Raw genomic sequence first — 13,722 nt, 5'->3', positions numbered from 1 at the left:
GGTTTATTCAGCAAACCCTATTTAGGGGTTGCTGAGAAAGTCTTTCCGTGAGGGCATAGGAGTCAGGAGTCAGGAGTCAGGAGTCAGGAGGAGATTGGAAAATTTCTTTGCCATCTCTTGAAATCCCCAAAAATGCACACTTTTTCCGGTATACCCTTCAAAACCCTTGCACTAATTTCTGTGTTTATCAGCCTCTAACCTTTGATATATCAAGGTTTTAGGTTTATTCAGCAAACCCTAATTACAACGTCAACAGTCAATATTCATCAGTCAATTTGTAAATTTCTAGGATTTTTGAGAATAAAATGATTATCTTCCTTGATTAAATCACCCATACAATTAATTGATAATCGTTCTTGATAAGCCTTAATAGCTAAGATATAATCCTGATTATTGAGAACTGTTTTAATTTCTTGTAATTTCTCAAATACTGCACCTAATAATGTAATTTCTCCTCTCGGTTTATCAATTTCTGGAGTGGATATTTCCTTGACAATACCTTGAATATTAAAGTTAGGATAATTGGTGATAAATTCACTTAAAATATCAAATTGATTTCTATTTTCTACTATCTCTAATGTTTTCAAAATATCACTAATTCTTTCAGCATAGTCTCCTAAATTCTGTTGCAGAGGTAGCAAAATTTCATATTCATTAATAGAGTCTTTTTTAAATCGCCAAATTGCTCCAGCATCGTTATAAATTCTACCTGTTTCCTGCCATCCTGTAGCTTGGAGATGTGTTTGGATAATTTCAGGTTGAACTGTTTTGAGTATTTGACTATCTTTAATGGTAACTTTCATGGCAAATCTCCCAAACTAATCCCAAACCGTTCAACTTACCGGTAGTTAAATAATCTAATTGGCCTGGTTGGTGAAATTGCTGGAATTTTCTACTTACTGTTTCACAGCGTTTTGTAGGAGTCCATCCGCTATTGGGAAAAGAGTCGGATCTCCAAGCAATTATGGGTACATAAGGGTCATGTTTTTTGTCGGGAACGAAGGCCATGGTAGTGGGAACTTTTTCCGTATTACCTTTGTAAGAAATTGAACGACAAGCAAAACTAACTTCTTGCTTGGGAATCTCTTGACTCAAACCGGGGTTAACACTCAGGGTAACTGTCAATGCAGTGAATGTTAAGACACTAGTTAATGCTGGTAGTTGCATAATACTTGACCTTTGATTACTGAATTTTGGTGATTATGGCGCTACTTTCTTTTAAACTTTATAGGTGTTGGTGAGTGAAAATAGACATCTCCAAAAATTACATAAGCGTAACCTGAAACCCATTCGTAGGGACAATTCATGAATTGTCCTTACATCTTTTTCACCAGAGGTCTATTAAATTACAATAGGTTCTAATTGGCGATCGCACCATTTTCCCTCTACTTGCTCTGTAACTAATGGTGTAATAATAAACTTAGCCGGAAAACCTTCTTTCACATCCACCCGCAAGCAGGAATAAGGTTTTTTCATCTCTGAACCGTAACCACTGCGTCCCACATACAGCAAAGACTCGGCAACTTTATGAGTAGAATTACTATTACCATCGGTAAAACTTTCTACTAATTCCGTTCCTTCTTGTCGTTGGCGACGGGGACGGCGACCACTGCCACCACAAACTATATAATTAATGTGTGAATCGGCATATCCTGTATCCACCGTCCGCAGATATTCCAAACAGTGCGCGTGGCCATTGAAAACCACATCCACAAGCGGTCTACCTTGATTTATATTACCTAAAGCCGCCGCAACTTGTTCCAATACCCCCCGCAACCGATGACGCACGGCTAAAGTTTGTCCTTGATGCCACTTGGTAGCTTCTGTTACATAAGGAGGATGATGAAAGAATATCACCCGTCCCCTCACTTCTGAATTTTGCCAAGATGCAATTAATCTATCTTTTAACCAGTCAAGCTGTTCAAGATCCACATCTGCACTGGTGTGAATTTCTAATTGTTTTTCAATATCAAGCTTGACTTCATTAAGTTGGTCTACCTTAGCACCCAAGTCAGCCAGTAGTTCTGATTCTTCGGGATTTTCGGAGTTAAGTTTATCACACTCTGCCAAAATTTCTAACTCTTCTTGTTCCAACTTTTGACGACGCTGTAACAACTCCCGACGTATATCTCCCGCTTGGTTTTCTGGTAGCGGTTCTGGGGTATTAAAAGTATTAGAATCAAGGGCAAAAAAGTCAATTCCCCCATAGTTAAATGTATAATACCTATTAGGTAATCGGGTGAATTGTCCCGGTTGGTAACGCAAACAGCGTCCTGTATTACTTTTAGCAGTGTAATATTTATCTAAATGATATTCTAATTCATGGGGAGAAATAGCAGCTAAATAATCAATAAAAGCTCTTGAATAAGCATCACCTTGATTTGAACCATGCCAACCGATTTCAATATCTTTGTAAAGCAACATCCGCCGCAAAGGTAAAGTCGAACCAGTAATTAAACGATAAAACCAAGGCACATCATAATAGTCATGATTGCCTAAAACTGGCAAAATTGGTAACTTAAAAACCATCTGGTCATAAGCAATACTTTCGGGGTTTTCACCACCTACCAAAAATTCGCGGTAAGGTTCAATAAAATTAGGCGGATAATACTCACGAGAACCCACCACATAAACAACATCACCGGTATGCAAAATAAAACGGCAATCATCACTATGATTTAACATCATTTCGGCAACTTGACGCTGAGGATGAGAACCATAATGAGACTTAGTACCGCTATCACCGATTACCATAAAAGAGAAATTTTGATTTTTCTCCCTGCCATTATCATCTAAAATCATGGCAGTTTGGTCAATTCCTCGTTGCTGAATACTGGGATGCTGCGATCGCACCCTTTGGTTCATTTTTTGGATTTTTACCGGAACTGATGGTTCAGAAATTAATTTCATAGCTTTTTGGAAACTACCCTTGCTATATATAAATAGTGTATATCAAACAATATCTAAAATCCAAGGAGGTGATGAAGTAGTGCTAATCGACATTTACAGTAAATATGAAAAAAATTCTCAGTTTGATCTACTGTGTAAAGTTCTCTTTAATGTGGAATTTCTTCAGATTCCTAAATCTACCAACTGAATAACCCCCCATTGTCCATTTGTTAACCACTGAGGATCTAATATTGCTAATTCCTCTAAAACTTCAGCTTTTAAACCTGCTGCTACTTCTGATTTTAAGGTACGTAACGCTAACATTGGTGCAGGTAAATAAGCCACTATATCTGCAAAATTTGTAGTATAATCCCAGTAGACATCTCCCAACAAACGCCGATAATTAGCATCACCTTTAACAACTATTAAATTCGACTTTGCTAACTCATCTTTCAGTGATTGGGGAATTTGCCAAAATGGTAAAGGTGAAGTCCAACAATAATCTTCTGTTAAAATCAATTTACCTGAATCAAGATTTTTACTTAATCTTTGTACAAATGATTTAACATCAGGATGACTACCTGCTGCTAAAAAATCTTTGGTTACATACACATCTTTAATCATTGCATCCGATACAAAAGTGGGATGGGGTTTCAAATGTAAATAAACCTGATTTGCAAAACCACTACCCAAGAGAAAATCAACTAAACATAAATCACAAATTAATTCAAAACCTGCATTATCAACTACAAAATCAATGCGGTTATTTTCCGATTTAGCTAATAGCTTACTAACTGCAAATGAATCATCTACCAAAATGTTATTTAATTGAGTTTGAATATCAAAATTACTTCTGTTATCTTCAAAAGCTGACCATAAACTTAAATCAACTCTATTTCCCCATAATGCGAAATACAATAAGGCAATCAGAGAAGATTTACTAGGTTTACCTGCTTTCTTTGATTCATTTAACCATTGTTGTACTTGAGTACATAAAGAAATAATAGCATCAATAGCAGCTTCTAAACCTTGTTCTTTTTGTAGTAAAAATGGATCAACACCTTGCCATTCTCCGTGTTGAAAGTAATTAGTAATATTGAGAATAAGACGGTAAAAATAAGTTTCCGCAAAAAACCAAGGTACATCTACCCAACGTTGATTTTTATAAGGTTCTAGATATTTCTCCCAGTCGTGAAAATCTGCACCTGTGTCATTTTTTAAAGGTTGTAAATATCCGTTGGGAAGTTCTGCTGCTAATTTTTCCAAGTTTTGATTTATCTCAGTGGTAAATTTATTTTCTTTAATGACACGACGGGCAATATTTGGCATTCTTTGAGTTACGGTAAACTCAGTAAAAGAACCAATTTCAGAACCTACAAGGGGTGATGGTAAGGGTAAATTGGGAAGTTGAAAATTATTCATTATAAATATATATTTTTCACGTTGTAGTCATTCTCAGAGGTTGTTTGAACAGTCATGATTGATGTATCAAATATTTTTTACCCCTCCCTAACCCCTCACAAGGGTAGGTATTTTACATTGTCGTGAGGGCAAGACTTGGAGGACAAGGCAGACAAGGTGACAAGGGAGGAAATACGTACCAATAATATACAATTGGTAACAAAAACTGACGCTCAACAGACCTTGTTTTGTAGAAAATCTTCCTTGTCTACAATACCTCCTTGTCTTCCTAGTCCTGCCTTAACAGATAATATTAAAAACCTACCCCTGTGAGGGGATTAAGGGGGGTAAAAATGTGATTAAAATCACGAAATACCACTTTTAAAACATCCTCTCAACCTAATTTATCAGAAATACTAGATTTTGTATAGATCAGGACTTACGCAAAAGGGAACGAAAGTAGGGGTAATACCCTTCGGGAAGCAAGCTACATGAATTACCCCTATGCAAGAATAAGGTTTTCAGTCACATCTTGCGTAAGTCCTATAGATTAATTATTTATTCATCAACACTTTTCTGAAAATCAACCTGTTCATATAAATCCTGAAAATCAATTTGAAAATCTAGATTTTGCAGTGTTAAAGTATCTGATTCAGATTCCAATTCTGTAAATATCCATTTCCCATCATCTGTTTTTACATAGTGCATGACATGATATTGATATTGATTGATTAAAATATATTCTTTAAATTCAGGAATTGAGCGATAATAAAGAAACTTATCACCTTGGTCATAATTGCTAGTTGATTTAGATAAAACTTCAGCAATTAATAAAGGATTCATCACAGTAGTTGTATTTGCATTTTGATAAATAGGTTCACCTTTAATTAGCATCACATCAGGGTATGTATATTGACGATAACGGGGTATCCACAACCTGACATCACCAATATAAACATCATAATTTTGCTTTTTTAATCCGTATTTTAAAGCAGCAGCAAAATTCAGGGCAATTTTATTATGATTTGTTGTTCCTCCTGCCATTGGTATAATCTCTCCATCACGGTATTCGTTTTTATATTCTGCTTTCTCTTCCAGTTCTAGATATTCTTCTGGTGTATAGGTTCGGGTTTGTGTTTGCATAAAATATAATATTGTTAGCTTATTGTTAACTATCATTCAAGTATAACAAGATTATCCAAATATTTCCCAAATATACCAGATTTTAAGTATATTTATTTGCAAATTTTTATCAAAAATAGTTAAATATTTTAACTTCATGTTTGGAAAGATCGATATTAAATGTAAAATTAATCCAATGTCAGAAACTGTAAAAAGCTGACACAGAAACCCAGATACCTGAATACTTACATCTCAAAAATCTTAACCATCCATGAATCTCTCGGAAATTCCCCTCATTGAACAACACGCCCATAACATATTAAAATCAGAAGTAGCTGCAAATTATCCCTTTGCAGCCGCTTTTACAGAAGGTTATGATCCAGAAATAGTAAATTATCACGCTAAACATACCTTATTTTACCGCCGCAGTTTACGAGAAATTGCTACATTATTAAACTGTGAACCCGAAGAAACAGCAATTTTAGCACATCGGCAAAATTTAGGACTAGAAAATTTAACCAGAATATATTTTGAAGCTGCTAACTTAGAAGCAATATATTTAGATGATGGTTTAACCCCGGAAAATATCTTACCAATTTCTTGGCATCAACAATTTACCACGGTCAAAAGAATTTTACGCTTAGAATTATTAGCGGAAAAACTACTTTCACAAATTGACGAATTTCACACTTTTGTCAATGCTTTTATCAAAGAAATTGATCCTCCATCCCCTGACATTGTAGCGTTTAAAAGTATCGCCTGTTATCGTAGTGGGTTAGATATTCGACCTGTTGCACCTGCGGTTGCTGCTGTGCATTTTTATGATTTTAAAAAACTACAGAAAAAAAATGATCTGCCTTTACGATTAAATGATAAACAATTAATAGATTTTATTTTACAACAATCGTTGATAGTTGCTGCTAAATATAAAATACCTGTACAATTACACACTGGTTTAGGAGATCCAGATTTAGATTTAAGATTAGCAAATCCTTTAAATTTACGATATTTGATAGAATGTCCTCAATATAAAAACGCGCCTTTAGTTTTGCTTCATGCTTCCTATCCTTACATGAGAGAAGCGGGATATTTAGCATCAATGTATCCCCAGGTTTATCTAGATTTTGGTTTAGCAGTTCCTTTTTTAAGTGTAGCCGGAATGCGAAATACAATTAGGCAACTTTTGGAATTAATCCCTACCACAAAATTAATGTATTCATCTGATGCTCATTCTATCCCCGAATTGTATTATTTAGGTGCAAAATGGGGTCGTCAATTGTTAGGAGAAGTATTAGATCAGGCAATTAAAGATACAGATATTACTGTTAAAGAAGCGGAGGAAATAGGATTGGGAATTTTACGGGAGAATGCTTTAAGTTTGTATGGACAGAGGTTAAAGGAGGGATAAATTATGGACAATGTATTTATTTTGTTTATATTAAAAAAATAAGAGAGGTGTAATTATGCAATTTATTTCCGATACCGAAGCTAAACAAAAATTTGCCTCAATCCTAGATAAAGCACAACGTGAAACTGTGATCATCCGTCAGGAAAATCGTGACGTTGCTGTCGTTCTGTCTATAGAAGAATAAGCTGTTATGCAGCTAAACTGTATAATCTTAATATTCTTAAGTCTTGTGGAACAGGCATCTTGCCTGTTAACCTTATATAAATTAAATGCACAACAGCTTATCAACGCATCATGCGGATAAATATTCAGGAGTTTCAAAAGGCTCTTGCATAGAACATAATTTACTCTCATCGTGTAAAAGGTATACCTAAATCCTTACAAATCTTTTTCGCCAAAATATCATCTATTTCTTGGTGTCGAGGAATAGCTGATCTTCTGTTTTTCTCAGGATTCCACCACCAAGAATGGCGAGAACCTTCACGAATCAACTCACAACCGCACTCCTGTAAATGGCGTAATAAATCCCCACGCTTCATAGTGCGATCGCTTCCTCAACATAATCACTACCCGCAGCTTCTATAGCATCTTGACGGTTAAACTCTAATGCCTCTAAAAGTGTAATTCGTAAACTTTCTAATAATTTCTCTCGCGTTGCTTCCTGACAATTTACACCAGGTATTTCTTCAATCCAACCCAACCACCAATCACCGGATTGTTTAATTACTGCTGTATACAAAATCTTTCCTCCTTAGCTGTAACAGTGTTGAATATTCATCTATCATAGCAATTTATCTACCATTGCTGAAAATTAGGGCGATCTCTACACTAGAATTACTCCATTACCGGGTTAATATTACCTATCTTCTTTTCTTCTTTTTCTTCTTCCTTCGTGTTCTTCGTGTCTTCGTGGTTCATTAAATTATTATTCTTCTGATGTCAAGAAAAGATAATTAGGAAAACCTACCTCTTCAAAAACTTCTGCCGCATCTTCACCACAAAACTATTAACCTCCGGTACTTTCATCATCCCCGCAATAACCGCAAACACCCCAATTCCCACTGCACCAGAAACACATAACTCAACTATTAAAACAACTAACCCCTTATTTCCTAACACCTGCTGACAAGCAACCAAAGTCCCATAACTCGCAACACCAGCAACGAAACTACCCGCAGTTAAACCGAAAATTGGTAAACTCCATTCCCGTAAAGGTAAACCATTTAATTTTCTATTTAATAACCACAACAACATTAAAATTGAACTACAATTTACACCTACTGTAGCTAACACCAAACCAGGCGCACCAAAGGGTTTAACTAAAATAAAATCTAAAATTGCATTCAATAAAATATTAAACGTGCTAATTTTAAAAGGTGTTTGTCCATCACCTAAAGCATAAAATACCCTCACCAAAACATCACGCCCTAAATAAACAAACATCCCAATTCCATAAGCTATTAATAAGGAGGAAACTAACTGGGTTGCTTCTTGTTTAAATGCTCCCCGTTGATAAACTACCTGTACTATTGGTTCAGATAAAGCTATCATCAACGCCCCTAAAGGTAGCATTGTCACCGCAGTTAATAACAGTCCTTGACGAATGCGTAATTTTAAATCTGGCCAGCTTTCTGGTTCTGCTAATTTAGCAAATATTGGTAATAAAGGCAATAAAATAATATTAGAAATAATCCCTAACGGAGTTTGTACTAATAAATTGGCATAGTTAAAACCTGCGGCTGCGCCTTTAATGGGACTGGCAAAAAATAAATCTGTCGCTACATTTATCGGCATCATTCCCGAAGAAATTGTTGCCGGTGTCATGATTTTAATTACTTCTTGAACTGCGGGAGATTTAAAATCAAATCTTAGTTTCAATGTTCCTAAACCTAACCGCCATTGCACAATTAACTGGACTATCCATTGTAAAATTGCCCCGGCTAAAGTGCCAATTGCTAAAACTATTCCCCCAATAAATGCAAATTCTGGCTGAATTATTTCCTTACCATATTGTAAAGCTAAAATACCAATACCAATAACAACGGTAACGCTAGATAATAAAGGACTAATTGATAATAACCAATATTGATTTGCTGCGTTGAGAGTACCGAAACCAATGCCAATTAAACCGGAAAATAACGCCATTGGGGACATTATTTGTAATTGACGAATGGCAATTTCTCTAGTGTTAGGTTCTAAACCATAACCAACTATATCAATTATTGGTTCTGCTAAAAAAATCTGAGCAATTGTGACTATTAATAATAACCCACCTACTAAGGTTGTGACTGTTTCTACTAAAGGCGCTGCTTCTTCTTTTTTCCGCTTGGCTAAAACGCTGATAATAGCACTATGTAAAGGACCATTGACACCACCAAGTAGTATTAATAAAAAACCGGGGATAATGTAGGCGTAACTGTAAGCAGTAGCAGCAGCACCGACACCAAAAGCAGCAGCGATCGCCTGTTGTCTAATTAAACCAAATACTTTACTAATTAAGGTTGCTGCGGCAACTATACCAGCAATACCAGCAAATGAATGAGAGGGTTTTTGATCTTGTTGTTGTTCAGTCACGAATATCAGTTATCAATTATTAATTAAAATAATATACTTTGAGTTTACATAATTAGGACGGGCAAGATGCCCATCCCACAAAATGTTTATTTTTTAATAATCAGCAGGTTCAATTTTCAACAGATGATTACTGTTACCTGTCACCTGTCACCTGTGACCTACCTACACCCCAAACTATCTCGTGTAGCCACACCAGTTACAGGGTTAACACCATCAGCCCGTTCACACAATAATGAAACCTGATAACGGTCAATCAAAGCGTCTGTAAAATCAGCCCCAGTGATATCCGCATCATAAAAGCGGCTACGGGTTAAAGTGGCTGCTGTAAAAATAGCGTTCTTGAGATTAGCACCATCCAACGTCACGCGATCAACTAAAGCACCGGTTAAATTAGCATCTTGTAAATTTGCCTTTAATAAGACACCTTTAGTTAACATGGCATTAGTTAAATTTGCCCCTTGAAAATTTGCCCCACGCATTTCCGCAGCTACGAAATTGACTCCTGATAAATCCGTGTGAGAAAAGTCACGATTTTCTAAAGAAGCGTTGTTATAGTTAATAGTATTAATTTGGGCGATCGCAGGTTTAGGATTAATCATTATCCACAACCAAGCTAAAAGCAAAATCAACAGTAAACTTAATAATCTCCACAAATTTTTTTTCATAACTTTAATAATCATTATTTGTAGTTATTTGTAGTTATTTGTAGTTATTTGTAGGGTTTTAGCATTACTAAACCCTTACCTCTTTTTCTCTCGTTCCCAGTCTCAGACTGGGAATGCCATCATAGAGGCTCTGCCTCTACTTTGTCTACTTTCATATCAGGCAGAGCCTGATAAAATTCATTCCCATACAGAGTATGGGAACGAGAAAATCACCTCTTCACCAGTCACCAGTCCCCAGTCCCCAATCACCAGTCCCCAGTCACCAGTCACCAGTCACCAGTCCCCAGTCCCCAGTCCCCAGTCCCCAGTCACCAGTCCCCAATCACCAGTCCCCAATCCCCAGTCCCCAGTCCCCAGTCCCCAGTCCCCAGTCCCCAGTCCCCAGTCCCCAATCACCAGTCCCCAGTCCCCAGTCCCCAGTCCTTATTTCCAATCTTTACCAATGCGAATTGTCAAATCAGCACCTAAATCACCCTTTGCAGAAACTTCAACTTGACCTAAGCCTAGAATTTCTTGCAGTTCCGCCCCTGGGTGTGGATTTCCTTTTTGGGAAATGATCTGAGTTTGCCGCAAAGTATCAGGCCAATCGGGAATTGTGTAAATATTAGCAAAACCTTTGGATTTGAGATAGCTAATAACTTGTTCTGTTAATTGAGGTTGATTGGAAGCATTTTGAATAGCAATTTTGAGGCGAGAAACTGGACGGGAATCTGATTTTAAACCAGGTATATCCACCCCAACATAATCATTCAATAAGCTTTGTTGTCCAGTCAAATTCAACCAGTAACTATCTGGGTCTTTACTAAACTTACTAAACGTACCAGGTAGCATGGACATTTGAAAATTATCCCGTTCTACATTCACAGAAAAATTAGCCAAAGCCATCATTTCTTCCATTTTCAGGTTAGTGTCAAAATACTTCCGCATAATGCGAGTAATTTGAGGCAACCTGGGTAAAACGGTGGGACTATTTAAACGTTGAACTAAAGCAGTTATTAGTGCTTGTTGTCGTTGCACTCTTGGCAGATCCCCGATATTTGATTCCCGAAAACGAGCAAAAAGTTCCGCTTGTTCACCGTTAAGAGTTTGCCAACCGCTAACCAAATTCATCGACAAACCACCAGCATTGTCTTGATAATTCATCCCTTGGGGTACAAATACATCTACCCCACCCAACTGATCAACTAATTGCCGCAAACCGCTAGTAGAAATGCGAATATAGCGATCTATGGGAGCATTGCTTAAAGTCCGACTAACTACCCGTGCAGCTAATACTGGACCACCTTTAGCATTTGCTTCTGAAACCTTGGTTAATCCCTCATCTGGGAGGGCGATCATTGTCCCTCTGGGAATGGAAAGCACACGAATAGATTTATCACTAGGATTTAACCGAATTAATAACATCGTATCGCTGCTACCAGCAAAACTTTCTGGAGAACCGTCAACAGTACCCTTCACTGGTTCAATGCCCATGACTAAAATATTCATGGGTTTTGATAGTTGGTACTGAGAAAGTTTATTCCATAAATCCCCAGGTACTTTTACCTGATCTTTACTGGTAGTAGATCCAAAATCATCATCTTTGGCTTGCTCTAAATTACTCCAGAGGGGAGTCCATAACGCCAAAGTTGACACCAATAAACCTGATAAAATAATACCAATAACAAAAGTTAATATCCACAATAGCCAGCGGGGCATTGTTAACCCTAAGCGATCGTAGAGTTCATTAGGGATAGCACCTACTGACTCAACGACTTGACGTGGATTATTTATTGACTGTGTTACTGGCTGTTTTGGTTGAACCTCTGTCCCTGATCCTGGTACTAGGGTAGGTATGACCTGATTTTCTACCCTTTGAAATTGTTGCGGTTGTGCCTCTTGATCTAAACCTGTTGTTTGTTGAGGTATAACTTGATTTTTGGACCATTGAACTTGTTTTATCACAATTGTCTCCCCACTCAACCACTCCCTAAAGGTATGTTAATGCAAGCTACAAATTCTTGTTGCTAGAGTTAGAGCTATCTATGCAGATTTTAGATTTTAGATTTTAGACTGTTGATTTTTAGATTTTGTTCTTGTCATCACCCTCGTATTTGCCACTAAGTTATAAATCTAAAATTCCCCAACACTCAGATTGATCAGTGAAGATTATCCCAAATTGAATGAATGTACACTTAATATTGTTAAGCAGTAAGTGTATATAACAACATGAGTCATTCATTGATCCCTGTTATTTTGGCGGGTGGTAAAGGTGAGCGTTTTTGGCCTCTTAGTCGCCGGGACAGACCTAAGCAATTTTTAAGTCTCGATGGCAGTTCTAAAAGCTTACTACAAGCCACCGCTGATCGACTGCTAACACTCGCAGGTGGTTGGGATCACCTGTGGGTGATTACTTCTAGCCAAATAGCTCAAGGAGTACGACAACAACTACCCGATCTGCCAGAGCAAAATTTGCTGATTGAATCAGAGGGTAGGGATACAGCAGCCGCCGTTGCTTGGACTAGTTTGGAAATTAACAAGCGTTACGGAGAAGACGCTGTTATTGGCTTTTTCCCCGCTGATCACTGGATTGCTGATCAAAAGGTATTTGCAAATACCTTGAGTGCTGCTACCCAGTTAGCGACTAGCACAGCAGCGATTGTCACTTTGGGGATCAAGCCTACTTTCCCGTCCACGGGTTACGGCTACATTGAACAAGGTGAAAAGATTGGTAGCTTTAATGAGTTGCCAGCTTATCACGTTCACCGCTTTACTGAAAAGCCCAACCGGGAAACGGCTGAGAATTTTTTAGCAACGGGTCGGTTTAGCTGGAATAGCGGTATGTTCGTGTTTCGGGCTGGGGTGGTTCTCAAAGAACTCCATACCCATGCCCCAGAAATTATCCGACCTTTAGAACAACAAGGACCCGATGTTTACCCTCAGTTGCCTAAAAAGAGTATAGATTATGCCCTGATGGAAAAGACAAGTCTAGCTTATGTTTTGCCAGTGGAATTTGGTTGGGATGATCTGGGTGACTGGAATGCCATCGAACGCCTACTGAAAACAGAGGATAATCCTAATGTGGAATTAGCTACCCATGTAGGGCTAGACACCCAAGGCGCTATTGTTTATGCTTCTAATCCAGATGATGTGGTAGTGACGATTGGGTTGGAGGATGTGGTGATTGTGCGCGATCGCAATGTTACCCTAATAGTAAACAAGGAACGCACTCAAGAAATTAAACAGATCCTCAAAACCCTGCAAAGTGATCCCCGATTTACTGACTTGCTGTAAAAGTTAAAACTGTTGGTAGATACTCACAATCATTGTTTTTAATTATAACTGGTGATTAGGGATTGGTGACTGGTGACTGGTGACTGGTGACTGGTGACTGGTGACTGGTGACTGGTGACTGGGGACTGGGGACTGGTGACTGGGGACTGGTGACTGGTGACTGGTGACTGGTGACTGGTGACTGGGGACTGGTGACTGGTGACTGGTGATTAGGGATTGGGGACTGGTGACTGGGGACTGGTGACTGGTGACTGGTGACTGGGGACTGGTGACTGGGGACTGGTGACTGGTGACTGGTGACTGGTGACTGGTGACTGGGGACTGGGGACTGGTGACTGGTTAATCAATTTTATGTTTTATAATCAACTCTTACCAATTACCAATTACCAA

General features: G+C 37.9%; 14 protein-coding genes. 3 read left to right on the top strand and 11 right to left on the bottom strand.

Translation table 11 applies throughout. The features are described 5' to 3' along the window. Positions 1-266: 266 nt before the first annotated feature. The 5 genes from H6F45_RS22065 to H6F45_RS22045 all read right to left on the bottom strand — a co-directional run bounded on the left by H6F45_RS22065 (position 267) and on the right by H6F45_RS22045 (position 5,433). Positions 267-803, bottom strand: coding sequence for a hypothetical protein (locus tag H6F45_RS22065; RefSeq protein ID WP_137669515.1), 537 nt, complete (start codon positions 801-803; stop codon positions 267-269). Beyond that, on the bottom strand, positions 787-1,167 hold the full coding sequence (locus H6F45_RS22060; protein ID WP_190348387.1) for a COP23 domain-containing protein: 381 nt from the start codon (positions 1,165-1,167) through the stop codon (positions 787-789). Before H6F45_RS22060 ends, H6F45_RS22065 begins: the two co-directional genes overlap by 17 nt. Positions 1,168-1,341: 174 nt before the next feature. Next, a complete protein-coding gene (locus H6F45_RS22055; protein ID WP_096566955.1) occupies positions 1,342-2,910 on the bottom strand; it encodes a metallophosphoesterase in 1,569 nt (522 codons plus the stop codon). Between the two features lie 162 nt (positions 2,911-3,072). Then, complete coding sequence (locus tag H6F45_RS22050) at positions 3,073-4,311, bottom strand: damage-control phosphatase ARMT1 family protein (protein WP_190348386.1); 1,239 nt, start codon at positions 4,309-4,311, stop codon at positions 3,073-3,075. A gap of 537 nt (positions 4,312-4,848) precedes the next feature. Next, entirely contained in the window at positions 4,849-5,433 is a 585-nt protein-coding gene (locus H6F45_RS22045) for a Uma2 family endonuclease (protein WP_137669078.1), read from the bottom strand. Between the two features lie 250 nt (positions 5,434-5,683). Between H6F45_RS22045 and H6F45_RS22040 the strand changes: the two genes are divergently transcribed. Further along, positions 5,684-6,820: an amidohydrolase family protein gene (locus H6F45_RS22040; RefSeq protein WP_137669079.1), complete on the top strand. Its 1,137-nt coding sequence runs from the start codon at positions 5,684-5,686 to the stop codon at positions 6,818-6,820. A gap of 55 nt (positions 6,821-6,875) precedes the next feature. Continuing rightward, complete coding sequence (locus H6F45_RS22035; RefSeq protein ID WP_190348385.1) at positions 6,876-7,004, top strand: type II toxin-antitoxin system prevent-host-death family antitoxin; 129 nt, start codon at positions 6,876-6,878, stop codon at positions 7,002-7,004. A 166-nt stretch (positions 7,005-7,170) separates the two neighbouring features. Here H6F45_RS22035 and H6F45_RS22030 read toward each other — a convergent pair whose 3' ends face one another. The 5 genes from H6F45_RS22030 to H6F45_RS22010 form a co-directional block, all read right to left on the bottom strand. After that, positions 7,171-7,359, bottom strand: coding sequence for a type II toxin-antitoxin system HicA family toxin (locus H6F45_RS22030; RefSeq protein ID WP_137669081.1), 189 nt, complete (start codon positions 7,357-7,359; stop codon positions 7,171-7,173). Then, positions 7,356-7,559: a hypothetical protein gene (locus tag H6F45_RS22025; protein WP_199301882.1), complete on the bottom strand. Its 204-nt coding sequence runs from the start codon at positions 7,557-7,559 to the stop codon at positions 7,356-7,358. The genes H6F45_RS22030 and H6F45_RS22025 overlap by 4 nt, the downstream gene beginning before the upstream one ends. Before the next feature lie 224 nt (positions 7,560-7,783). Next, on the bottom strand, positions 7,784-9,394 hold the full coding sequence (gene murJ, locus H6F45_RS22020; protein WP_190348384.1) for a murein biosynthesis integral membrane protein MurJ: 1,611 nt from the start codon (positions 9,392-9,394) through the stop codon (positions 7,784-7,786). A gap of 158 nt (positions 9,395-9,552) precedes the next feature. Next, on the bottom strand, positions 9,553-10,059 hold the full coding sequence (locus H6F45_RS22015; RefSeq protein ID WP_190348383.1) for a pentapeptide repeat-containing protein: 507 nt from the start codon (positions 10,057-10,059) through the stop codon (positions 9,553-9,555). 423 nt (positions 10,060-10,482) lie between these two features. Further along, positions 10,483-12,003, bottom strand: a complete 1,521-nt coding sequence (locus tag H6F45_RS22010; RefSeq protein WP_190348382.1) for an LCP family protein — start codon at positions 12,001-12,003, stop codon at positions 10,483-10,485. 264 nt (positions 12,004-12,267) lie between these two features. Here H6F45_RS22010 and H6F45_RS22005 point away from each other — a divergent pair, with 264 nt between their 5' ends. Then, entirely contained in the window at positions 12,268-13,332 is a 1,065-nt protein-coding gene (locus H6F45_RS22005) for a mannose-1-phosphate guanylyltransferase (protein ID WP_096566935.1), read from the top strand. Between the two features lie 209 nt (positions 13,333-13,541). Here the strand turns inward: H6F45_RS22005 and H6F45_RS22000 are convergent, their stop codons facing one another. Then, a complete protein-coding gene (locus tag H6F45_RS22000) occupies positions 13,542-13,679 on the bottom strand; it encodes a hypothetical protein (protein WP_190348381.1) in 138 nt (45 codons plus the stop codon). Positions 13,680-13,722: the final 43 nt, after the last annotated feature.

The sequence above is a fragment of the Sphaerospermopsis sp. FACHB-1194 genome, assembly GCF_014696235.1.
Lineage (GTDB): Bacteria > Cyanobacteriota > Cyanobacteriia > Cyanobacteriales > Nostocaceae > Sphaerospermopsis > Sphaerospermopsis kisseleviana.
This window is presented reverse-complemented; position numbering and strand designations above follow the sequence as displayed.